The sequence below is a fragment of the Dietzia sp. NPDC055340 genome (assembly GCF_053645335.1).
Genome location: NZ_JBSHML010000003.1, coordinates 114,711 through 137,120 on the forward strand (window position 1 = coordinate 114,711; position 22,410 = coordinate 137,120).

Genomic DNA, 22,410 nt, shown 5'->3' on the forward strand with positions numbered 1-22,410 from the left:
GGTGTAACTGACACTGACAGCCTGCCCGAAACGGCCGGCCCGCGTGGCGCGTATCTACCTGGACGGCCCCGTCAGCGGGCGCGCGACCGCCTCCAGTCCGTCGCGGTCGAGCACTGCCGTCCATCGTCGTCCGGAGTCGATGATCCCCTCTCTGCGCAAGCGGCTCATCACCCGCGAGACGGACTCGGGTGTGGAGCCGGTCATCCCGGCGAGATCGGCGCGGGTGAGAGGCAGCTGCAACAGTGTGCCGGGCGCGCCGCCGTCGCCGAAACCCGTCCGGGACTCGCCGAACTTGTCGGCGATACGAAGCAGCGTCCCCGCGACCCGCTCGGCCACCGTCCGGGTGGACTGGTGCATCACCGTCGTGCGGGACTCGCCGAGCTGACCCGCCAGATCGTCGACGACCCGCAGCGCGACAGCCGGGTAGCGGACCAGGAGTTCGCGGAAGTCCTCCGCGGAGATCCGCAGTGCACAGAGCGTGTCGAACGCCTCCACGGTCTCGCCGTACACCGGACGGCCGAGCGTGTCGAAACCGCCGAAGACGTCGCCCGGCGCCAGCAGGTCCACCACGACGGTCCTGCCGTCCTCGGTGTCGCGGTAGGCTTTGGCGCGGCCGTAGGCCACCAGGTAGAGGTGGCCGGCCGAGTCGCCCTCGGTGTAGACCGCGTCGCCCGCCCCCCAGGACAGTGCCACCGAGTGCCGGTCGACGTCGGCGATACCGTCGGCGTCGAGGTCGGCGAAGAACGGTGTGTGCCGCAGGACCGCCAGTCGTACCGGCTCCGGGCACGCATGCGGTTGCGCGCACGTCGGTCGCAGGGGCGTGACCCGGCGGGCGGCCGCACGATCGGAAACCGAGCTCATATCCCCCACTGTGCCAACTTCCCGGTTCAGGACACGAGGATCTGGGTGGCGTGCGCCTTGAGCTGCGCCTCCGCCCACTTGGCCTGGCGGTGGGTCTCCGGCTGACACTCCTCGGCCAGCTCGAGCAGGCGCATGTGCCGCACCCCCTGGGCGGCCTGCGCGAGGAGCAACCAGTCCATCTGCACGCCGGAGGCGTCCACGTACACGTTCCGCAGGTCCTCGAGCATGAGTAGCTCCGGCGCACGCAGCCGGCCGATCAACTCCGAGCCCTTCTCGCGGACCCGGGCGGCCGGCCCGGACTCCAGCCGGGGAGCCGGATCGAGGTCGAGCCCGTAGTCGACGCCGACCTCCACCATCCGCCGCAGGTGGCGGCGCGACCATTCGGCGTTGTCCCGCGCGACGTGGTGGATCTCGTGGTCGACGGCGTATCGCTCGGAGACCAGCAGAAGCTGCCGACCCAGCCGCACCTCGGAGTGGTGGAGTTCGTGCAGAACGGGTGCGAGTTTCATCGCGCGCCCTCCTTCCTGGATTCCCGGTGCCCCGGCCCGTGGGCCTCCGCCGCAGCGGCCGAGTCCGCGACCCGCGTGATCCGGGCGGCCGCGGTCTTGAAGATCGGCTGCTTGGACACCGGGTCCCAGTCGGTGAGGGTGAGCTCGTTGGCGGCCCGGCCGGCCGCGTCGCGAGCCGGGCCGTCGCCGGTCGGGGTGTCCCAGTAGCCGTAGTGGAACGGCAGGAACAGCACCCCGTCGCGGATGTCGGTGATCCGCACCGTCGCACGGACGCGGCCGCGCGGGGAGGAGATCTCGGCGTAGTCGCCGGCGGTCAGCCCGGCGGCTGCAGCGTCGCCCGCGCTGATCTCCACCCACACCTCAGGGGCGGCGGCGTCGAGCTCCGGTGCCCGGCCCGTCTTGGTGCGCGTGTGGAAGTGATAGAGGGTGCGTCCGGTGATCAGATGCAGCGGGTGGTCGTCGTCGGGTCTCTCGTGCGCCGGCAGGTACGGCGCGCCCTTGAGCATCGCCCGTCCCTCCGGGTTGAACACCTTGTACTCCTGCGCGTTCTTCGGGGCGCCCGTGACCAGGTCGCGGCCGTAGTTCTCGCACACGTCGGGGTGGGCCCAGAACCGGCCGTCGGTGTAGAGACGTTCGGTGCCGTCCGGGTTCTCCTCGTTGCACGGCCACTGCACACCGGACTCGCCGCGCAGCTTGTCGTAGGTCAGGCCCGTGTAGTCGCACAGGCGCCCGCGGCTGCACTCCGTCCAGGCGTCGAACGCCGACTCCGGGTCGTGCCAGTGCACGAGCGGGCTGCCGTCCTTGCCGCGCAGGTCAAGGCGGCGGGCGTAGTCGAGGAAGATGTCCAGGTCGGCCTTGGCCTCACCGGGCGGCTCGACGGCCTTCTCGGACAGGTGCACGGTGCGGTCGACGTTGGTGAACGTGCCGGTCTTCTCCCCCCAGGTAGCGGCGGGCAGCACGACGTCGGCCAGCTGGGCGGTCTCGGTGAGGAAGATGTCCTGGACCACCAGCGTGAGCCGCTCCTGCGACAGGATCGAGCGGATCCGGTGCAGCTCGGGCAGTGACACCGCCGGGTTGGTCCCGCTCACCCACAGCAGGCGCAGCGAGCCGTCCTCGACGTAGCGCATCATCTGCATGGCGTGCGTGGGGGCGGTGTAGTGCGGGATCGCCATCGGGTCGACGTTCCACACCGACGCCAGGTCGTCGATGTGCGAGGGGTTGGACCAGTTCCGGAAGCCCGCCAGGTCACCGTCCGCCCCACACTCGCGGGTGTTCTCCGCCGTGGGCTGGCCGTTCATCTGCAGCACGCCGCAGCCGGGCCTGCCCAGCATGCCGCGCAGGAGGTGGATGTTGTTGACCTGGATCGACGCCGCCGCGGCCTGATGCGACTGGTAGAAGCCCTGCAGCACGGTCGACATCAGCTTCTCCGCGCCCGCGAGCAGCCGCGCGGCCTCCCGGATCCGCCCGGCCGGGACGCCGCAGATCTCGGCGGCCCACTCGGGCGTGCAGTCGGCGACCTGCCCGGCCAGCGAGTCGTAGCCCACCGTGTGCGAGTCCACGTAGTCGCGGTCCACGGCGTCGGACTCGATGAGCTCGTGGATGAGCGCGTTCATCAGCGCCATGTTGGTGCCGGGCAGCGGCGCCAGGTGGAGGGTGGCGTGCGCGGCCACCGGGGTCCGTCGCGGGTCCACGCACAGGATCGCGGGTGGGTTGGGACCGGCCAGCCGGTCGAGGATCCGCATCCACAGGACGCTCTGCGTCTCGGCCATGTTGTGGCCGTACAGGGCGATCACGTCGGCGTGGTCGATGTCGGTGTACGAGCCCGGCTGCCCGTCGCAGCCGAAGGAGGCCTTGAGCGCCGCGGCGGCGGTGGCCGTGCACAGCCGCGTGTTGCCGTCGACGTGGTTGGTGCCGATCCCACCGTGGGCGATCACGCCCAGCGTGTAGTACTCCTCGGCGAACAGCTGGCCGCTGGTGTAGAAGCCGATCGCGCTGGCTCCCTGCTCGTCCAGCAGCTCCCGTGTCCGGCCGACGACCCGGTCCATCGCGGTATCCCAGTCCGTCTCGACCAGCTGGCCGTTCTCCCGCACCAGCGGCCGGGTCAGCCGGTCCGGCGAGGAGTTGGCCTGCCAGCCGTAGAGGTCCTTAACGCCCAGGCGACCGTGATTGACGCGGTCGCCGGCCCGCCCACGAACCCCCTGGATGCGGCCGTCGACCACCGCCATGTCCATCGCGTCGCCGTTGGAATGCAGGATGGAGGCGGTCTGGACCCAGCGGTCCACGTCCTCCTCGCGCACGCCGTCCGCCAGGTGGGTGTCCACGCGGACCGGCCAGTCCTCGCCGGGCCCGTAGGCGGTGCGCTCGCCCCACGGCTGATCGATCCGCGTGGGCCGCGGCCTGCTGCTGTCGGGATGTGTCGGGCTCATCCGGTCCTCCCTTCCTGGTGGGCGTCGTACCTCGTGAGTCCGCGCGCGGCCGGCCCCTCGAGCAGCTCGCCGCACGCCGAGAAGCGCGACCCGTGCCACGGGCAGTCCCAGGACCGCTCCGCTTCGTTCCAGCTCAGTACGGCTCCCAGGTGAGGGCACAGCAGTCCGACGCGGCAGGTCTCGTCGTCGTCGCCCCTGGCCTGGCCCATCGGCCGGATGCTCGGCCGTGGCGGCCGTACCACCGCCTGCGCCGCGGTCGCGGCGAGCTGCGCCGGCAATCCCGCCGCGAACGGCACCGCGCCCCGGACCGTGCCGGCGATCGTGGGCCGCCCGAACGACGTCCGCGGTTCGCGCCCCTCGAGGCGGTCGACCATGATCCCCGCGGCCGCGGGCGCCGCCGCCAGTCCCCACTTGCTGTAGCCGCCGGCGAAGTGGACCCGCCCGCGCCCCCACGGCAGCGGTCCGGAGCGGGGCAGCATCGTCACCGGGTGGTAGTCCTGCGCGGACCAGCCATGCGTGAGGCGCGCGCCCGGGAAGTGCTTCTCCGCGTATTCGCGCAGGGAGTCGAGCTTGTCGGCGGTCCCGGCGGCCGTGCCGGTGCGGTGGCCGTTGCCGCCGACGAGCAGCACCTCGCCGCCCGCGGACGGGACCGCGCGCAGCGACCGCGCCGGGCTCTCGACGGAGACATACATGCCCTCCGGTAGTCCGCCCGCGTAGTCGAACGCGCACAGGTAGGAACGTTCGGCCTCCATGGTCGCGACCGAGGGGCCGCGGTCGAGCGCCGGCGTCGCCGTGGCCAGCACCACGTCGCGCGCGGTGAGGGTGGAGCGACGGGTGGGACCGGGTGCGGCCGTGGTGCCGGAGGTGCCTGAGGCGTCGGAGGTGTCGACGACGACGTCGCCCGCCACCGCGTCGACGGTCACGTCGACGAACGCCTCGTCCCCGCTGCCCCGCGCATCGAGGCCGGTGACACGCGCGCCCTCCACGATCCGCACGCCGAGCGCCTCGACCGTCCGAACCAGCGCGGCCAGCGCCTCGGCCGGGTCGAACTGCAGCTGCTCCGGCAGCTCGACCGCGGCCTTGGCAGGGAACGGCACGTCGATCCGGTCGTACCACCGCGCGGGCAATCCCAGATCGCGAAGGGTGCGCATCTCCTTGCCCAGCGCGGACCCGCCGAGCAGGCCGCGCGAGAACGTCACGGCCCGCGGGCGCTGCACGGCCACGTCGTGGGTCTCGCAGAACTCGGCCCACCAGTCCAGGCCGTACAGGTTGGCGTCGGCGTAGGCGCGGGCGGTGTCCAGGCCGTGGCGTGACCGGATGGCGGAGAGCCGCGTGCCCTGCAGCACCGACACCTTGGCCGTGGTCGCCCCGCTGGCGCCCGCGCCGACGGTCCGCGCTTCGATCACCACCACCGAGTGGCCGCGCGCCGCCGCCATGAGCGCGGTGATCAGGCCGGTGAAGCCCGCACCCGCGACCACGAGGTCCACGTGCTCGTCGGCCGGGATGTCGACTGCGGGGACGTCGATGGTGCTGCGCTGCCAGTACGAAGTGCCCATGGTGGCTTACCGTAGGACTGCCCAACCGCCAACGCATCCGCTCGACTTCCACGCCGGCGCAGAATCGCCGTCTGCTCACACGGTCCGCTTCTCACGATGTACTCCGGCCCGCGCCGCGCGACTCACGCCAAGTCGAGGGCTCCATCGAGAAGCGGAAAGCGCACAGACTCACTCGGGCGATGCGGGCCGAACCCTCTTCCCGACGCAGCCGGGCGGCGAGGCGGCGAGGCGGCGGGGCGGCCAGGTGATCGGGCAGCAGGCGGCAGGCGCTGCAGAGGGCTACGTGCGCTACTTGCCGGTGAACCCGGCGTCCACGGGGAGCGTGATACCGGTGATGTGCCGGCCCGACTCCTCCACCAGGTAGAGCACCGCGCGCGAGATGTCGATGGGGTCGAGCATCGGCACCGGCAACGCATTGCCCATCGTGTGCCCGGCCGGGTTGCCCGCGAACCAGGCCTGCATCTCCGCGTGCGACACCATCGCGGTGGGCACGCCGGCCGGGTGGATGGTGTTGATGCGGATGCCGTGCGGCGCCAGCCAGATCATGAGACTGCGCATGATGCCCACCACGCCGTGCTTGCTGGCGGTGTACCCGGTCGCGGCGCCGCTGCCGTCGCCGCCGCGGCCGGTCAGGCCGTTCGTCGACGAGATGAGCACGATCGATCCGCCCTGATCCCGCTCGACCATGAGCGGCGCGATCGCGTGGACGGTGTTCCACACGCCGACCAGGTTGACCATGATCGTGTCGATGAACGCGACCTGCGCATCCGGCTCCTGCCCGCGCTGGAGGTTGATGCCCGCGTTGGCCACGACGATGTCCGGCACGCCGAACGCCTCGACACACCGGTCCACGGCTGCGGCGACGTCGGCGGTCTCGCGCACATCGCCCTGCACCGCCACGATCTCACCGCCGACCGCCTCCACCTCGGCGACGGTCTGATCCAGATCCGACTGCGTGGCCAGGGCGTACGGCACCGACGCGATGTCCTCGCAGATGTCGAGGGCGAGGATGCGGGCCCCGCGCCGCGCCAGCTCCACCGCGTGACTGCGCCCCTGGCCCCGGGCCGCGCCGGTGATGAAGGCGACCTTGCCCGCGAGTGACTGCTGTTCCATGTGCTCCACGCTCCTGCTCACGATGCCCGAACGGCGACCTGCCGGGCCGCCCGGCGGGGCGACCTGACTGCTGTCAGAATCTAAGCACCGAAGCGCGCCCGCCGATGTGGATCAGCCTGAACCTGTCGCGTCCAGCACCTCGCGAAGCGCCGCGGCGAACGCGTCAGCATCGCGCGCGACCAGCCGCGAATAGCTCAGTACCAACCCCGACACCGGATACCGCGCGGACTGGCTACTCAGCGACCGCGTCCGCCACCCGGCCCGCTCGAGTGCGCGGACCACGTCGTCGTCGTCATATCCCGGCAGCATCACGCACAGGTGGAGCCCCGCCTCTACACCTGTCACATCCACGGTCGGGCACTCGCGCGCGAGCGCCGCAACCAGGCGCGCGCGCCGATCGCTGTACACCCGCGCCGCCCGCGCCAGGTGCCGGTCCATCGCGCCCGAGGCCATGAACCCGGCCAGCGCGTCCGCGGGCAGCGACGACGGCCCGCGCCGGTGCACCGCCAGCCACCGCTCGACCTCGCGGCGCAACCCGACCGGTGGCAGGCACCAGGCGACACGCAGGTCAGGGGCCACGGACTTGGACGACGTGCCGACGTACGCCACGCACCCGTCGGCGCCCGGCAGCGTCGCGAGCGCGGGCAACGGCGCGACGCCGTAGCGGAATTCGCCGTCGTAGTCGTCCTCGATCACCAGCGAGCCCGTCCGTCGCGCCCACTCCACCAGCGCGACCCGCCGCTCGACGCTCATGCGGTGGCCGAGCGGGTACTGGTGCGCGGGCGTGGTGAACACGATCGCGGGCGTCTCGCCCAGGCGCGCGGCGTCGAGGCCGTCCGGGTCGACGGGGTGAAAGTGCACGTCCAGGCCCTGCTCGCGCGCCATGAGTAGCGCGCCGCGGTAGCCGGGATCCTCCATGTGGAACGGGATCGCGGCGGGGCCCGGCCGGCCGGCCTCCTCGCGCCGGGCGACGAACGCGGCGCACAGGGCGGCGATCGCCGAGCGCGACGAGTCGAACAGCAGCGGGTCCGCGCCGGCGATCCCGCGATGCCGCCGCAGGTGCCCCGCCAACGCCGCGCGCACCGTCGGACTCGGCTCCTCCCACGGGTTGACCCCAGCGAGCCCCTGCGCCGCGGCCGCCCGCACCGCCGACCGCCACGCACGCTCCTCCACCAGCGCGGCGTCCGGGATCCCGGGACGCAGGTCGCGCGGCGATCGCCCCCGACGGGTCTCGGGTAGGGGCGACGACGAGGCCTCAGACGCAGCACCGTCACTCCGCCGGGTCCTGGCACCCGCGCGGGCGGCCTGCGCGGCGCCCCGGCTGACGCGGGTGCCGGAGCCGTGTTCGGAGGCCACGAATCCGGCGGCGGCGAGTTCGTCGAACGCGCGCACGACCGTCCCCCGGGACAGGCCCGTCTGCTCGGCCAGCGCGCGTGTGGACGGCAGGCGGTCGCCGTCGGCCAGGGCGCCGTCCGCGATGCGCTCGATGATCGCGTCCACCAGATCCGCGGCTCCCGACACCTGCCCCAGGACCAGGGCGCCGGGGCGGGAGGTGCGGGACATGGACCAAGCGTAGGCGGCGACCGCGGTCACGAGGCCGGAGAAGTCGCCCGCCAGCGTGTAGGATTCACCGGCAGTGGGGGAGTATCCATCACGCTGTGGACGTCAGCACGCGGGCCCGAGGATCGGGTCGGCCGGGCACAGCGGCTCACACCAACGGTCAAGGCCCGGGTGAGCGGAGAGACTCACGGGGCTTTGTCGTCCCACGCCGTCTCTCACGAAAGGACCCTCTCCGTCCATGGAGATCACTCCGCTGCTCTGGGGCATCACGATCGCGGTGATCGTGGGCCTGCTGGCCTTCGACTATTTCTTCCACGTGCGCAAGGCACACCTGCCGACCATCCGCGAGGCCGCGGTCTGGTCCGCGATCTACGTGGGTCTGGCCCTGTTGTTCGGCCTCATGTTCTTCGCCGTGGGCGACACCGCGCACGCCGTCGAGTACTACGCCGGCTACATCACCGAGAAGGCGTTGAGCGTCGACAACCTCTTCGTGTTCCTGGTGATCATGGCGTCGTTCAAGGTGCCGCGTGAGTTCCAGCAGAAGGTGCTGCTGTTCGGCATCACGTTCGCGCTGATCTCGCGCACGGTGTTCATCCTCCTCGGCGCCGCGATCATCGAGGCCTGGTCGGACGTATTCTACCTGTTCGGCATCGCGCTCCTGCTCATCGCCGGCCAGCAGCTCCGAGGCGAGCTCACCGGGGACAAGGACGGCAAGGACGAGGCCGACAACGTCATGGTCCGGCTGGCCAAGCGGTTCCTGCCGGCCTCCGAGCACTACGACGGCGACAAGCTGTTCACCCGCGAGAACGGCAAGCGGCTGCTCACGCCGATGCTGCTGGTCATGGTGGCGATCGGTGCCACCGACATCCTTTTCGCGTTCGACTCGATCCCCGCGATCTTCGGTCTGACGCAGGAGCCGTACATCGTCTTCACCGCCACCGCGTTCTCGCTGATGGGTCTGCGGCAGCTGTACTTCCTCATCGACGGCCTGCTCGACCGGCTCGTGTACCTGTCCTACGGGCTGTCCGCGATCCTCGGGTTCATCGGCGTCAAGCTGATCCTGCACGCACTGCACGAGAACAACCTGCCGTTCATCAACGAGGGCGAGAACGTCTCCGTCGTGGAGATCCCCACCAACCTCTCGCTGCTGGTGATCGTGATCATCCTGGCGATCACCGTGGCGGTCTCGCTGCTCAGCCCCAAGGGCAAGGCACTGCGTGCGCTGCAGAACGCCGAGCGCTACGCGTTCCGCTACTCCAGGCTCGCCGAGGACACCGACGTCTCCGAGGCCGACCGCGTGCAGGCCGAGCAGCTCATGGACGACTGGACCCGCAAGGCCGAGTCCGTGGCGCCGAGGTACCGCGAGGAACTGCTCGAACACAAGGACAAGTACTCCGACATCATCCGCACCGCGCACGAGACCCGGTTGGCCTCCGCGCGGGCCGCGGGTCGCGAGGCCGGCGAGTCCGAGAAGATCGTCAAGCAGCGCGGCCCCACGGTCTGACGGCGCCGGGGCCTGGGGCCCGGGGCCTGGGGCCTGGGGCGGCGTGCCCGGGCCCCGCTGGCCCGGGCCGGGGCGGCCGGCACTGACCCCGGCCCCGCCAGACCTTGTCGACATGAGTGCGAAACTCGTCGGCATCACTGCGAACCCAGCCCGGAAAGATAGCAGTGACGCCACCAAAGTTCGGGCAGCGCCGACACCGGACCACCGGCCGTCAGCAATCCCCGTATCGGCCGCCCCGAACCTTCGCCAAAGTGGTCTCACCATTTGGCCCGAAGTGGACCTTCCCAGCCGAGCCACTTAGCGGATGGAATGGCCTCATGCAGAACTCCGCGACCGCCTACAACCGCCCGGCGCCCACGTACCGCCAGTCCGCACGCCTCCGCGACGTCCGTTACGACGTGCGCGGCCCCATCCTCACCGAGGCCATGCGACTCGAGGCCGAGGGCCACGACATCCTGCGCCTGAACCTGGGCAACATGCGCCCGTTCGGCCTCGACGCACGCCCCGAGATCGTCGAGGCCGTGGCCCGCGACCTCGGCGACGGCCAGGCCTACTCGGATTCGCGCGGAATCCCGGTCGCGCGCGAGGCGGTCGCCGAGCACTACCGCCGCTGCGGGATCGACCAGATCTCGGCCGAGGACGTGTTCCTGGGCAACGGCGTCAGCGAGCTCATCACCCTCGTCCTGCAGGCCCTGGTGAACCCGGGCGACGAAATCCTGGTCCCGGCACCCGACTACCCCACGTGGACCGGCGCCGTGAACCTCACCGGCGGCGTGCCCATGCACTACCTGGCCGATGAGGCGAACGGCTGGAACCCGTCGCTGGAGGACATCGAGTCCAAGGTCACCCCGCGCACGAAGGCCCTCGTCCTGATCAATCCCAACAACCCGACGGGCGCGGTCTACAGCGAGGAGACGGTCCGCGGGATGGCCGACATCGCTCGCCGCCACGGACTCGTCCTGCTCAGCGACGAGATCTACGAAGAGCTGGTCTTCGGCGAGGCCGTGCATCACCACGCGGCGCTCGCGGCCGGCAGTGACGTGTTGTGTCTGACCTTCGGCGGCCTGTCCAAGGCGTACCGGGTGTGCGGCTATCGGGCCGGCTGGGTCGCCGCGACCGGGCCGCTCGACCACGCCGCGGACCTGCTCGAGGGCATCACGCTGCTGTCGAACATGCGGGTCTGCCCCAACGTGCCGGGCCAGTACGCGATCCCGGTGGCGCTCGCCGCGGGGACGCCCGGATCCGCGCTCCCGGCGGACGTCGTCGACCCGGGCGGCCGCCTGGAGTCGCAGCTGGCGATGGCGTCGGACGCCCTGAATGCGATCCCCGGGGTGAGCTGCGTACCGCCGCGCGGAGCTCTGTACTGCTTCCCTCGGATCGACCGGGAGATGTACGGGATCGACGACGACGAGGAGTTCGTCCTCGATCTGCTGCGCTCGGAGCATGTTCTCGTCACGCACGGGACGGGGTTCAACTGGCCCGAGCCCGACCACTTCCGGATCGTCTGCCTGCCGGAGGCAGGCGTTCTGGAGCGGGCGATCGCCTCGATCGGCGACTACCTCGCCCGCCGCAGGCTCCGCGTCGCGGCCTGAACCCGGCCCGCCCCGCAAGACGCGCCGTCTCATCGTCCAGAGGGTTCCGCACACATCTCGCGAGTAGACGTGTGCGGAACCCTCTGGGCGATGGGCGCGAGCCGGTGACTTCGCGTATCCCGCCTGATCAGCCCTGGAGCGCGGGCTTGATGTAGTCCCACCCGGCGTCGAAGTTCTTCATGAAGTTGACCCAGTTGTGGGCGCCGGTCGGTGTGTAGACGACCTCGTGCTCGACACCGGCCTGGTTGAGTGCCCGCTCGAACGCCGTGGTGCCCTCGAGAACTCCGCGCTCGAGAACCACGCCCACGGCCAGCGACTGCACGTCCCCCTTGTACGCCGCGAGGTCGTCGGGCCCGATGACTCCGCTCCCTGCCGAGAAGAACACGCTCTTGCCATCCAGGCCGCCCACATGGGAGATCGTGTCGTTCTCCCGCCACTGGTCACTGCCGTGCGGGCCCCACATGTTCTGGACGTCGGCGCCGCGCGTCTCGACGGTCATGCGCAACGTCTGGTAGCCGAGCGGGTCCATGGTGGAGTAGTTGCCGCTGAACGACATCACGGCGTCGTACATGTCGTATGTCGCGGCGAGGTGCATCGCCGCCTGGCCTCCCATCGAGATGCCGCCGACCGCAGCCTTGTCGGTCACCTGCAGCTGCGACTCGACGATCCCGGGCAGCTCCTCGGTGAGGAACGTCTCCCACTTGTAGTTTCCGAGGAGCGGATCGTCGCTCTTCCAATCCGTCCAGTACGAGGCGTACGCCCCGGTGGGGGCCACGACGTGGACGTTGTCGTTCGCGAGCGGCCGCGTGTCGGTCTTGGCCATGGACCGCCATCCGGAGGGCTTCTCCGGGGAGTCGACACCGTCGAGCAGATAGAGCACCGGCGCGGGCCCCTCCCCCTTGGACGGCATCACCTCGACGAGGACCTCCCGCTGCATCGCGAAGGAGTCGACGACCCAGTATTCGTAGTCCCCGACCTTCGTCTTGCTGACGAAGCCTGGCGCTGCGACGTCCTTGTGCGGGCGGGGATCGCCGTACAGAGGAGTTTGCGAGCCCGTGCCCAGCGGGAAGTCCGCCGAGCCGACCGAGCCGATGACCCCGGCGGTCGATCCGACCGGCAGCGAGCCGATCACCTCGAGCGCCGTCTCCACTCCTCCCTCACCGAGGCTGGACACGTCGATGTCCTGGGCCGCGGCGGGGCCGGCCGAGCCGATGGTCAGGGCGGTGGCGAGAGCGCCGGCGGTGGTGGCCGCGAGGCGGCGCAGTGCGGGATTCATGTGTCTCCGATGGCGGATCGTGTCGCCGCCCGGTGACGACGAGAAAAGGTGGTGCAGAAAGAGCCGGCGGCTCAGTACAGCGCCGACTTGATGTAGTCCCAGCCGGGCTTGATCTTCGGCACAAAGGTATGCCAGTTGTGGAAGCCTGTGTCGGCGTAGTCGGCGAGATGCTTGATGCCCTCGCGATCGAGTACCCGCTCGAACTCCTCGGTTCCGGACCGCACGCCCGACTCCAGCAGGAGGCCCAGGGTCATCTTGAGGTAGTCGTCCCCGTACTCCTCGATATCTGTCTGCCCGACCCTGGGGCTGCCGGCGGAGAAGTAGACGGCGGTGTTCTCGAGGCCCTGCACGTGCGAGATCGTGTCGTGGTCCTTCCAGCGGTCGCTGCCGCGCGGGCCCCACATGTTCTCGAGCTCGCCACCCCGGCCCTCGATGGCGCCGCGGATCGACTGGTAGCCCAGCTCGTCCATGGTCGAGTAGTAGCCGGAGATGGACATGACGCCCTGGTAGAGCTCGGGGTGCGTGGCCGCGAGGTGCATCGCCGCCTGACCGCCCATCGATACGCCACCGACGGCGTTGTTGCCGTTGGTCGGCGTCCCGCGCTCCGCGAGCTGCGATTCGACGATGCCGGGCAGCTCCTTGGTGAGGAACGTCTCCCACTTGTTGTAGCCCAGAGTCGAGTCCTCGGCGTTCCAGTCCGCCCAGTACGCCGAGTACGCGCCGGTGGGCGCCACGATGTGGACGTTCTCGTTCTGCATCATCTCGTCGATGTGCACCTGGTGTCGGTAGCCGGAATTACCCTCCGGCGAGTCGACGCCGTCGAGCATGTACAGCACCGGCGCCGGGCCCTGGTCGGTGACCTGCGAGGGAACGACCTCGACGATCACCTCTCGCTGCATCGCCGCGGAGGTGACCAGCCAGTACTCGTACTCGCCGACGGTCTTGTCGAGCCCGACGAACTTCGACCCGGTGATCGTGTCCTGGCGCGGGCGGGGCGGCTTCTTGAGCTCCTGCAGCGACCCGGCGCCGTCGAGCGGGAAGTCGGAGGAACCGAGGGCGCCGAGCGAGCCGAGGGCGGACCCGAGCGGCAGTGAACCGGCGACCGAGCCGATCATCTCAACTTCCTCTAGTCCGAGCGAGGAGGTGTCGATGCCGTCGAGTTGGGCGTAGGCGGGCGTGATCGACCCGATGGTGAGGGCGAGGGTGAGGGCGCCGGCGGTGGCGGCCGCGAGGCGACCGAGTCCGAGGGACATGAGCCTCCAGATTCGAGGGGAGGGCGTGCTCGGAAAGCTTAATCGATCCTGAGCCCCGACGCGTTACCAGACCCCTCGCACGATCACCCGCGCAGGGCCCCCTCAACCGCTCCGCCGAGGTCCTGCGGCTTCCGGTTAGGGCCGAAGCGGCCCACCACCCGACCGTCGCGACCGATGAGGAACTTGGTGAAGTTCCACGTGATGCGCCCGCCGAGCATCCCGGACTTCTCCGATTTGAGCCAGCGGTACAGCGGGTGGGCATCGGCGCCGTTGACGTCGATCTTGGAGAACATCGGGAACTCCACGCCGAAGTTCCGTTCGCAGAATTCCCCTATCTGCTCATCGTCGCCCGGCTCCTGGTGCGCGAACTGGTCGCAGGGGAAGCCGAGCACCACGAGCCCGTCCTCGCGGTAGTCCTCGTAGAGCTTCTGCAGGCCCTTGTACTGCGGGGTGAATCCGCACTTGCTCGCGGTGTTGACCACCAGCACGACCCGGCCCGCGTAGTCCGAGAGGTCCTTCTCGCTGCCGTCGAGCAGGCGGGCCCGGAAGTCCGAGAGGGTGGGGGTGTCGGCCATGAGGACTCCTCGTTGTTCGCGTTGTTGTCGTCGTTCTGGTCGGTCCCCGACGCGCGCGGCTCGGTCGCGCGCGGATCACGCTCCATTGTCCCCCGGTGACCGGCCCTGGTGGGCCGTTGCCCCGCTACCGGCCGCGGGAGACGTCCGGCATCGTCAGTGCCGAGGCCGCGCCGATCAGGCCCATTACCGCCAAGAAGACCAGTGCCCACTGGACGCCGATCAACGCGAGTGCCGAGCTGATGCCGCCGACCAGCAACAGGATGATCCCCATGCTGGTGTTGCCCACCGCGACATAAGCGGTCCGTGTGTCCCCTTCCGCGACGTCCACGACGTAGGTCTTGCGGCCGACCCGAACGCCGGAGTGCAGCAGCGTGAGCAGGAAGTAGGAACCCACGAACACGGCCGTGCCGGCGGCCGATCCGCCGTCGAAGCCGGGGACCGCGAGCACCACCACGACCAGCGCGATCGCCACGAGCGAGGCCGCCGACGCCGCACGCGCCATCAGCAGCCGGCTGGACCGGTCGGCCATGCGGCCGAAGATCCGCCCGCCGATCAGCGACGCCACGCCCGAGGCGAGGATGAACCCGCCCAGCCCGGTCAGGGCGTGGGTGCCCGCGGCGACCGACATCGACACGATGAACGGCGGGCTCAGTGACGACACCAGCAGCAGCCCGCGCACGGAGATGAACTTCCGGAAGGTGGGATCCTCGCGGAACAGGCGCGCGGCGTCGGCGAACCACGAGCCGGACGCGCCCTCACCGCCCTCACCGCCCGAGCCCGAGGAGTCGTCCTTGCCGGACTTCTCCGACCGCCCCTCCCCTGCGGGCTCCTTGATCTGCGCGTACACCGCAGCGGACAGGGTCCACATGACCGCGCCCGCCGCCAGCAGGATCGCGATCTGCCCGGCGTCGATGTCGTGTCCGCCCACCAGCCGGATCGCCAGACCCAGCGTGACGGCCACGAGCCCCGCGGCGGAGGTGGCCAGCCCGATGATCTGCCCGCGTTCACCGGACGGGATCGTGCGCCCCTGGACGTCCTTGGACGCGATCGAACACAGGCAGCGGCCCAGCGAGAACATGACGAGCGCCGCCAGGATCCCCACGCCCGCGGCGGTCCCGTGACCGAGCGCGGCGATCGCGGCCATCACCGCCACCGACGCCGCCTGTACGCCCGCACCGGTGACGAACACCCACTTGCGCCGCCGCACCCGCACGACCAGCGGCGTGAGGAATGCCTGCGGCAGCATCGACCCGGACTCGCGGATCGGCACCAGCAGTCCCACCAGCGCGGCCGGCACGCCGATCACGTGGAACAGCCACGGCAGCACGGTCGACGCGCTGACCATCTGGTCCCCCGACGACTGGAACGTGTTGGCCGCGACCAGCCGCAGCCCGTTGCGCGGCACGTCCTGCTGCACGTCGCGGGGCAGCGCCGTCTCGGCGGGATCGACCCGCGTGACGAGGCGGGTGTACAGACGGTCGGGGGCGCTCACGTCTCAGGACAGTAGCCGCCCACTCCGACACCACCGCCCGGAACCCCACAACCGCAGAATCCGCCACCCTCCGCCCGGGTCCGCTGCCCTCCAGGGGAGGTAGCGGACCCGGAACGCGGGTAGCGGATTCCGGGATCTGTCGGCTGGACGGGCCAGCCCGTCGGCCGTCTCGTCAGCCGAGCGGCCCGCCGCAGTTGGGCCACGCGCCGGCGCCCTGGCTGGCGAGCACCCGCTCACCCACGGCGATCTGCTGCTCCTTGGTGGCCTGGTCGGCGGTGGCGGCGTACTCGCCGCCGCCGTGCGCGGTCCAGGTCTGTGCGGCGAACTGCAGGCCGCCGTAGTAACCGTTGCCGGTGTTGATCTGCCAGTTGCCGCCGGACTCGCACTGGGCGACCTGCTCCCAGGCGGCCGGGCCGGCGGCGTTGGCGGCCGGCGTGGCGAGGCTGGCGGCCCCGGCGGCGACTCCTCCCGCGAGGAAGGCGCCGGCGAGGGTTCGGACGAGGGTCTTCTGCATTCTTCGTGACCTCCATGGGGGTCTGGCGTGTCGTGCATCGGTCGTCGGACAGCCGCCGACCCTACGTACCCGGCCGGGGAGGTGCGCAAGGTCGGAGCCGGTGCGAACCCGAGATCAGGGGATCGGCAGGGGTCGACGACGACGAGGCCCGTCGCAGGTCACGGCCCTGAATCGCCGGGTGCGATCGCCGGGCATTCGAGCGGTGGTGACATCGCCCACATCAAGGCAGGCTGGGGCCATGAGTGCTTTCGCGAAGGGCGACCATGTCGAGTGGAACTCCGAGGCGGGGATGGTCAGCGGCGTGATCCGGGCGGTCCACACCAAGGACGTGGAGTTCAAGGGTCGGACACGGCGCTGCAGCCCGGAGGAGCCGCAGTACGAGATCGCCAGCGACAAGACCGACCACGTCGCCATGCACAAGGAGAGCGCCCTGCGGAAGATCGGTAAGTGACCGACAGCTCGATCGCCATCGAGGATCGGACAACTGGCAGGCCTCGCTCGGTGGCGATCCACGAGTGCGGCGACCCGTCCGGCACACCCCTGATCCACTTCCACGGCACCCCTGGCTCCAGGCTCGAGGCGGATTTCGGTCACGAGATCGCCGCCAGGGCGGGCGTACGGGTGATCGGCTTCGACCGGCCCGGTTACGGCGCTTCCGACGCCGCGCCGATCAGCGCGGTGGGCATCGCTCACGAAGCGGAGTCGATCGCCGATCATCTGGGGCTGGAACGGTTCGCGGTGTCGGCGTGGTCAGGCGGTACCGCGTTCGCGTTGGCGACCGCCGCTGTGCTGCCTGAGCGCGTCTCACGTGTGGGGATCGCCGGCGGGTTGGCGCCGTTCGACCGGATGCCCGATGCCCGCGACTCACTCTCGCCGAACGACCTCGAGGCGCTGGCGCAGCTACCCGCCGATCCGGCTCGTGCCGCGGGGCTCTTCCGCACCGGGAACGCCGATACGCTCGGGGCGATGCTCTCGGTTCGCGACGACGAGGCGGCGCCCTGGATCGACTGGATGTTCGCGTCCAGCGACACCGAGGTGGTCGCCCGCCCCGAAGCCCGCCGCGCGCTGGCCGTGAACTTTCGTGAGGCGCTGCGCCAGGGCACGGACGCGATCGCGTGGGACAACGTGGCGTTCGTGGGCCCGTGGGGGGTGCAGGTCGAGGACGTCGTCGCGCCGGTTCTGCTCTGGTACGGAGACCGTGACGAGATTGCCCCACCGGTCAACGGGCAGTGGCTCGCCGAGCACCTCGCCCACGCCCACTTGACCGTCTACCCGGGCGAGGGCCATCTGGTACCGCTGACCTATTGGGCCGAGATACTGCGGTCACTGACTGTCGACCACCGACCCGTCGAATCACTCATGGAGGTTCAACTTCGCGGTGCCGGACACGACGATCCCGTTGTGTTCCGGAATTGACACTTCGAGCAGGCTGGGGCGGCCGACATGGGCACCCTGGTGGATGTGGACTGCCCGGGATGGTGGAACCCGGCCGATCTCGCGCAGGTATGCGCCGGTGGCGGCAGCGGCGGATCCGGTTGCCGGGTCCTCGTTGATGCGGCCGACCGGAAAGATGTTGCGGGCGACGAACTCGTCCTCAGCGACGGGATGCAGCACCGTGATGGTGCCCGCCCACCCGCGCTCCCTCATCATCTCGGCGACGGGTGCCGGTGCGAATCGGAACTGGTTGAAGATCTCGGCGTCGCGCAGCACCAGCATCGGATGCCAGTTGCCGGCGAAGGCCTCGCGGGCCGGGAAGTCGGGGTGCAGGTCCCCGGCTCGCAACCCCAGTAGGTCGAGGACTCGGTCGGTCACGTCGGACGGCATCGCGCGGACATGGGGTTGCACGCTGGTGAAACTCACCCGGACACCGTCATCCGTGTTCTCGACCGCCAAAGAGACCTCACCGACCTCGGTGTCGAAAACGATGCTCTCGATGCTGTATCGCTCTGCCAGCGCGACGGCGGTCGCCACGGTCGCATGGCCGCAGAACGGTACCTCCGCGGCCGGAGACCAGTAGCGAATGCCGACGATCAGACCGCGCAACTCGGTGCTGATGCTCGTCACGAACGCTGTCTCGGGGTAGCCGACTCGTGCGGCGATGCGCAACATCTCCGCATCGCTCAGTTCGGCGGCATCGAGCACTATGCCCGCGGGATTTCCCCCGCCTTCCGCTGCGGCGAACGCGGCGTACCGCAGAATCTCGGGTTCGACCAAGGACTTCATGAGTCAAGGCTAAACATCGCGCGTCGCGTCAGCCCGCGGGCCGAGTGGAGGATCAGGCAGTGGCGACTCAGCCAGCGACGGCGGCCGCGAGGTTGCCCAGGCTGTCGGCGAGCTGCTTCTCCGACACCACCGGGAACGACAGCTTCTCCCGGAGCTTCTTGTCGACCGCGGACCAGTCGTAGGTGAGCCGGACCCTGGTCGAGTCGGGCCCCTCGGGCGTGAGCTCCCAGACCCACTCCCAACCGGGGGGCTCGGTGCCGGCGGGGGCGGTCTTCCACGCGAGCAGCTTGTCGTCGACGAACCCGGTGACGTGGTTGTCGGTCCGGTACTCGCCGCCCATGGCCTCGGCGTACATGTCCATGGTGAACACGTCGCCCACCTGCTGGATGCGGTCGGTCTTGTAGTCGCCGCGGACCATCCCCGAGCCGTCCAGCCGGGCGTGGTTCTCCGGGTTGGACAGGCACTCGAAGATCTCGGCCGCCGAGTGGTCGATCACTCGCTCGACGATGACGTTGGTGGAATCACTCATGCCCCCACCGTGCACGCTGACGGCCGAGCGCGCATCCGCTGCGCGGCCGAGATCGTCGAACGCTTGCCGGGTAGCCCGGGCCCGGGTAGGCACGAGGTATGGGAACCACACTCGAGATCACGACCGACGACGGAACCGCCGAGGCCTACCTGACCGGGTCCGGCCCGGGTGTGCTGTTCTTCATCGACGCCATCGGGCTGCGGCCGCGCATCGAGGAGATGGCCGACCGGATCGCCGGCTGGGGCTACACCGTCCTGGCTCCGAACGTCTTCTACCGGCTCGGCACCAGGGAAGAACTGCTCCCGCCGATGGACCTGACCGTCCCCGAGAACCGGAAGGCGTACGGGCCGGTGATCATGCCCCGCGTGCAGGGCTATACGCCGGACCTGTCCGACCCAGACACCGCGCGTTGGCTCGACGTCCTCGGCGAGCACGCGCGCCCGGGGCCCGTCGGCGTGACCGGCTATTGCATGGGCGCCCGGTTGGCGGTGCGGGCGGCGGCGCTCCGGCCCGAGCAGGTGGTGGCGGCCGCGGGCTTCCACGGCGCGGCCCTCGTCGACGGCTCCGAGGCGAGCCCGCATCTGCTGCTGCCGCACTGCCGGGCCGAGTTCGCGTTCGGACACGCCGACGCGGACCCGGCCAACGACGCCGAGGCGATCGCCGAGCTGGGCCGGACGCTCGACGCCGCCGGGCTGACCGCGGTGAACGAGACCTATCCGGACGCCCCGCACGGCTTCAGCATGTCGGACACCGCCTCCTACCAGGAAGAAGGCGCCGAGCGGATGTTCCGCACGCTGGAGGCCCTCCTCCAGCGCACGCTGGGCGGCCCCGCCCGGGGCTGACTCCGGCAGGCTGCCCGCCCGGGGCGGGCCGCCTCCGGCGGGCCGGCCCCGGGCGCGCCTCAGCCGCGGCGGGCCGTGAAGCGACCGATCAGGCGGGTGCCCGCCAGGAACGGGACCCGCGTGAACCGCTTGGAGTACCAGGCGAAGGTCGCGAACGCGTCCGGGGTGATCACGACACGGCGGGCCTCTATGCCCCGGATCGCCCGCCGGGCGATGATCTCCGAGGTGAGGTGCGTCTTGGAGAGCAGCTTGCGCGCCATCTCGTCCGACTGTGCATCCTCCCCGGACAGCGAATCCGCCAAACCGGACTGGAAGAACTGCGGGCAGATCACCGACGTCGACACCCCCCGGTGCCGCAGTTCCGCGTCGAGGGTCTCCCCCAGCGCGACCGCCGCGGCCTTGGTGGCGTTGTAGGCGCTCATCTGCGGTGCGTGCACCAGGCCGGCCGCCGAAGCGGTGATGACGATCCGGCCGCCGTCCGGGATCCGGCCGGCGAAGGTGCGGCAGCCGCGCACGACCCCCAGCAGGTTGATCTCGACGATCCGCTGCCACGCGGCCATCGACGTGATTTCGATCGGCCCGCCCACCGCGATGCCGGCGTTGTTGACCAGTACGTCCAGTCGGTCGATCTCCGCGGCCGCCGTCTCCCAGTCCGCGTCCGAGGTCACGTCCAGTCGGCGGTACGTCCAGCGCCCGGTCAGCGCCCGCACCTCGGCCGGCGCCTCGGCGTGGACATCCGTGAGGATCACCTCGTCACCGAGCGCCAGGAACTCGCGCGTCAGCGCCAGCCCGAGCCCGGATGCCGCACCGGTGATGAGGACACGACGCGAGCCGGCCTCGGCCGCCGACGCCCCCGCGCGGCCACGTCGGGAAAGGAATCCGCTCATCGGGTCAGGCCCACCTTGTCGTCGTCGTTCTCGTCGTCGAACTGGATGCCCGCGGCCTCGTGGCCCGCGACCTCAGGACTCGCGGCGGCGCTCCCCACGTCTGGCCGCCCGCCGGACAGCTCCACGTCCGGACCGAAGGCCATCCCGCGGCGCTGGTCGCCGAACGCCAGCTCCGGGATCTCCACCAGGTAGTTCTGCACGTAGCGCCACGGCCGGGTCTCGCCCTGCTTGGGGAAGAGATGGCCGTCGCGCCGGATGTAGCCGGCGTCGAAGTCGAGCAACAGCCGATCGGCGGGCTCCTCGGGCGCAGTCGGCGCGTACACGGTGTCGCCCCGCTTCCACAGTTTGACCATGTAGCGCGAGACCATGTCGGCGCGCAGTGTCCACGACGAGTTGATATAGCCGACGGTGAAGCTGAAGTTGGGCACGCCGGCGAGCATCATGCCGCGGTAGGTCGCCTGGGCGGAGATGTCCAGGGGCCGGCCGTCGATGCTCAGGGTGCCGCCGCCGAACGCCTGGAGCCGCAGGCCGGTGGCGGTGACTATCACGTCGGCGGGGATCTCTTCGCCTCCGACGAGCCGGATGCCGGTCGGGGTGAACGTCTCGATGTGCCCGGTCACCACTCGCGCACCGCGCTGCAGTGAGCGGAAGATGTCGCCGTCGGGGGCCTTGCACACGCGCTGATCCCACGGGCGGTAGTCGGGCGTGAAGTGCTGGTCGATCATCTCGGCGGAGATGTAGCGCCGCTGCATCGCGCGCAGCGCCCGCTTGAACAACCACGGCACCCGCTGCGCGATCACGAACTGCGACATGTCGCGCGCACCGTGGTTGAAGCGCGCGACCTTGTAGGCAAGCGGCCCCGGCAACAGACGCTTCCACACCGCGCTGATGGTGTCCTTCTCCGGCAGCGGGCCGATGTAGCTGGGGGTGCGCTGCAGCATCGTGACCTCGGCGCCCAGCTGCTCCAGCGACGGCAGTAGCGTGACTGCCGTTGCGCCGGAGCCGATCACGACGATCTTGCGGCCCTCGTAGTCCATGTTCTCGGGCCACTGCTGTGGGTGGATGATCTCGCCGCGGAAGTCGGCCTCGCCCGGGAACTCGGGGCGGTAGCCCTCGGCGTGCGAGTAGTACCCGGCGCCGTAGTGGACCCGGCGGGCCCACACGATGCGCTCGGTGGTGGTCGAGGCGTCGCCGGCCGCGACGTCGGCGGAGGCGTCGCCGCCCACGCGGCACGTGATGCGGTACAGCTGTAGAGCGGTGTTCCAGTCGGAGTCGGCGACCCACGACCGCAGATGCAGCCGGTCCAGCGCGCCGGCCTCACGGGCGGTGTCGCGGATGTACTCCTTGATGTCGGCGCCGCCGCCGAGCGTGGAGTCGTGCGGCCACGGCCGGAACGGGAAGCCGAAGGTGGCCATGTCCGAGTCGGAACGGATGCCCGGATAGCGGAAGGTGTGCCACGTTCCGCCGAGATCGTCATGGGCGTCGTGGATCTCCCATTCCCACTGCGGGAAGGTGCGATTGACGTGGTGCGCGAGATCGATCCCGGAGATCCCCGCGCCCACGATCAGCAGGTCCAGCGGGTTCTCTGGCGTCGCGCCCGGCCGCTGGCGGCTGTCGGTGGAAGTACTCATGCCGAGTACCGTAGCCGCGCCTGGCGTCAGAAACCTTCCGTAATGCGCCAACAAGTTGAGAATTCGC

The 22,410-nt window shown here is 70.4% G+C and carries 20 protein-coding genes; 5 read left to right on the forward strand and 15 right to left on the reverse strand.

Annotated elements, in window-relative coordinates:
• Positions 1-54: 54 nt before the first annotated feature.
• From ACWIFB_RS02855 to ACWIFB_RS02880, 6 genes are all read right to left on the reverse strand, one after another.
• Positions 55-861: a Crp/Fnr family transcriptional regulator gene (locus tag ACWIFB_RS02855; protein WP_454057236.1), complete on the reverse strand. Its 807-nt coding sequence runs from the start codon at positions 859-861 to the stop codon at positions 55-57.
• A 26-nt stretch (positions 862-887) separates the two neighbouring features.
• Positions 888-1,370, reverse strand: a complete 483-nt coding sequence (locus ACWIFB_RS02860; protein ID WP_452098064.1) for a hypothetical protein — start codon at positions 1,368-1,370, stop codon at positions 888-890.
• Entirely contained in the window at positions 1,367-3,796 is a 2,430-nt protein-coding gene (locus tag ACWIFB_RS02865; protein ID WP_454057237.1) for a molybdopterin oxidoreductase family protein, read from the reverse strand. Before ACWIFB_RS02865 ends, ACWIFB_RS02860 begins: the two co-directional genes overlap by 4 nt.
• Positions 3,793-5,352, reverse strand: coding sequence for an FAD-dependent oxidoreductase (locus ACWIFB_RS02870; protein WP_454057238.1), 1,560 nt, complete (start codon positions 5,350-5,352; stop codon positions 3,793-3,795). The genes ACWIFB_RS02865 and ACWIFB_RS02870 overlap by 4 nt, the downstream gene beginning before the upstream one ends.
• Before the next feature lie 288 nt (positions 5,353-5,640).
• Positions 5,641-6,465: a mycofactocin-coupled SDR family oxidoreductase gene (locus tag ACWIFB_RS02875; RefSeq protein WP_344996885.1), complete on the reverse strand. Its 825-nt coding sequence runs from the start codon at positions 6,463-6,465 to the stop codon at positions 5,641-5,643.
• Positions 6,466-6,576: 111 nt separating this feature from the next.
• A complete protein-coding gene (locus ACWIFB_RS02880; protein ID WP_454057239.1) occupies positions 6,577-8,028 on the reverse strand; it encodes an aminotransferase-like domain-containing protein in 1,452 nt (483 codons plus the stop codon).
• 235 nt (positions 8,029-8,263) lie between these two features.
• On the opposite strand from ACWIFB_RS02880, the gene ACWIFB_RS02885 reads away from it, so the two are divergent.
• Both ACWIFB_RS02885 and ACWIFB_RS02890 read left to right on the forward strand, forming a co-directional pair.
• A complete protein-coding gene (locus ACWIFB_RS02885; protein WP_454057240.1) occupies positions 8,264-9,529 on the forward strand; it encodes a TerC family protein in 1,266 nt (421 codons plus the stop codon).
• Between the two features lie 317 nt (positions 9,530-9,846).
• The gene (locus tag ACWIFB_RS02890) at positions 9,847-11,121 is read left to right on the forward strand and encodes a pyridoxal phosphate-dependent aminotransferase (RefSeq protein ID WP_452098070.1); all 1,275 of its coding nucleotides are present in this window, start codon (positions 9,847-9,849) and stop codon (positions 11,119-11,121) included.
• Between the two features lie 127 nt (positions 11,122-11,248).
• On the opposite strand, the gene ACWIFB_RS02895 is transcribed toward ACWIFB_RS02890, so the two are convergent.
• The 5 genes from ACWIFB_RS02895 to ACWIFB_RS02915 all read right to left on the reverse strand — a co-directional run bounded on the left by ACWIFB_RS02895 (position 11,249) and on the right by ACWIFB_RS02915 (position 16,231).
• Positions 11,249-12,397, reverse strand: coding sequence for an alpha/beta hydrolase (locus ACWIFB_RS02895; RefSeq protein WP_452098071.1), 1,149 nt, complete (start codon positions 12,395-12,397; stop codon positions 11,249-11,251).
• A 71-nt stretch (positions 12,398-12,468) separates the two neighbouring features.
• Positions 12,469-13,650 carry an alpha/beta hydrolase gene (locus ACWIFB_RS02900; RefSeq protein ID WP_454057241.1) on the reverse strand — a complete coding sequence of 394 codons (1,182 nt, stop codon included), beginning with the start codon at positions 13,648-13,650 and terminating at the stop codon, positions 12,469-12,471.
• 83 nt (positions 13,651-13,733) lie between these two features.
• Entirely contained in the window at positions 13,734-14,225 is a 492-nt protein-coding gene (locus tag ACWIFB_RS02905; protein ID WP_452098073.1) for a glutathione peroxidase, read from the reverse strand.
• Between the two features lie 124 nt (positions 14,226-14,349).
• Positions 14,350-15,717 carry an MFS transporter gene (locus ACWIFB_RS02910; protein ID WP_454057242.1) on the reverse strand — a complete coding sequence of 456 codons (1,368 nt, stop codon included), beginning with the start codon at positions 15,715-15,717 and terminating at the stop codon, positions 14,350-14,352.
• Positions 15,718-15,889: 172 nt separating this feature from the next.
• A complete protein-coding gene (locus tag ACWIFB_RS02915; RefSeq protein WP_230929288.1) occupies positions 15,890-16,231 on the reverse strand; it encodes a transglycosylase family protein in 342 nt (113 codons plus the stop codon).
• A gap of 238 nt (positions 16,232-16,469) precedes the next feature.
• Here ACWIFB_RS02915 and ACWIFB_RS02920 point away from each other — a divergent pair, with 238 nt between their 5' ends.
• Positions 16,470-16,682 carry a DUF2945 domain-containing protein gene (locus tag ACWIFB_RS02920; protein WP_454057243.1) on the forward strand — a complete coding sequence of 71 codons (213 nt, stop codon included), beginning with the start codon at positions 16,470-16,472 and terminating at the stop codon, positions 16,680-16,682.
• Complete coding sequence (locus ACWIFB_RS02925; RefSeq protein ID WP_454057244.1) at positions 16,679-17,647, forward strand: alpha/beta fold hydrolase; 969 nt, start codon at positions 16,679-16,681, stop codon at positions 17,645-17,647. Before ACWIFB_RS02920 ends, ACWIFB_RS02925 begins: the two co-directional genes overlap by 4 nt.
• Here the strand turns inward: ACWIFB_RS02925 and ACWIFB_RS02930 are convergent.
• A complete protein-coding gene (locus ACWIFB_RS02930) occupies positions 17,585-18,454 on the reverse strand; it encodes a PhzF family phenazine biosynthesis protein (protein ID WP_454057245.1) in 870 nt (289 codons plus the stop codon). The genes ACWIFB_RS02925 and ACWIFB_RS02930 overlap by 63 nt on opposite strands.
• A 67-nt stretch (positions 18,455-18,521) precedes the next feature.
• Positions 18,522-18,983 carry an SRPBCC family protein gene (locus tag ACWIFB_RS02935; protein ID WP_454057246.1) on the reverse strand — a complete coding sequence of 154 codons (462 nt, stop codon included), beginning with the start codon at positions 18,981-18,983 and terminating at the stop codon, positions 18,522-18,524.
• Between the two features lie 98 nt (positions 18,984-19,081).
• On the opposite strand from ACWIFB_RS02935, the gene ACWIFB_RS02940 reads away from it, so the two are divergent.
• A complete protein-coding gene (locus tag ACWIFB_RS02940; protein WP_454057247.1) occupies positions 19,082-19,825 on the forward strand; it encodes a dienelactone hydrolase family protein in 744 nt (247 codons plus the stop codon).
• A gap of 59 nt (positions 19,826-19,884) precedes the next feature.
• Here the strand turns inward: ACWIFB_RS02940 and ACWIFB_RS02945 are convergent, their stop codons facing one another.
• The gene (locus tag ACWIFB_RS02945; protein WP_454057248.1) at positions 19,885-20,712 is read right to left on the reverse strand and encodes an SDR family NAD(P)-dependent oxidoreductase; all 828 of its coding nucleotides are present in this window, start codon (positions 20,710-20,712) and stop codon (positions 19,885-19,887) included.
• Complete coding sequence (locus ACWIFB_RS02950; RefSeq protein WP_454057249.1) at positions 20,709-22,343, reverse strand: flavin-containing monooxygenase; 1,635 nt, start codon at positions 22,341-22,343, stop codon at positions 20,709-20,711. Before ACWIFB_RS02950 ends, ACWIFB_RS02945 begins: the two co-directional genes overlap by 4 nt.
• Between the last annotated feature and the right edge of the window lie 67 nt (positions 22,344-22,410).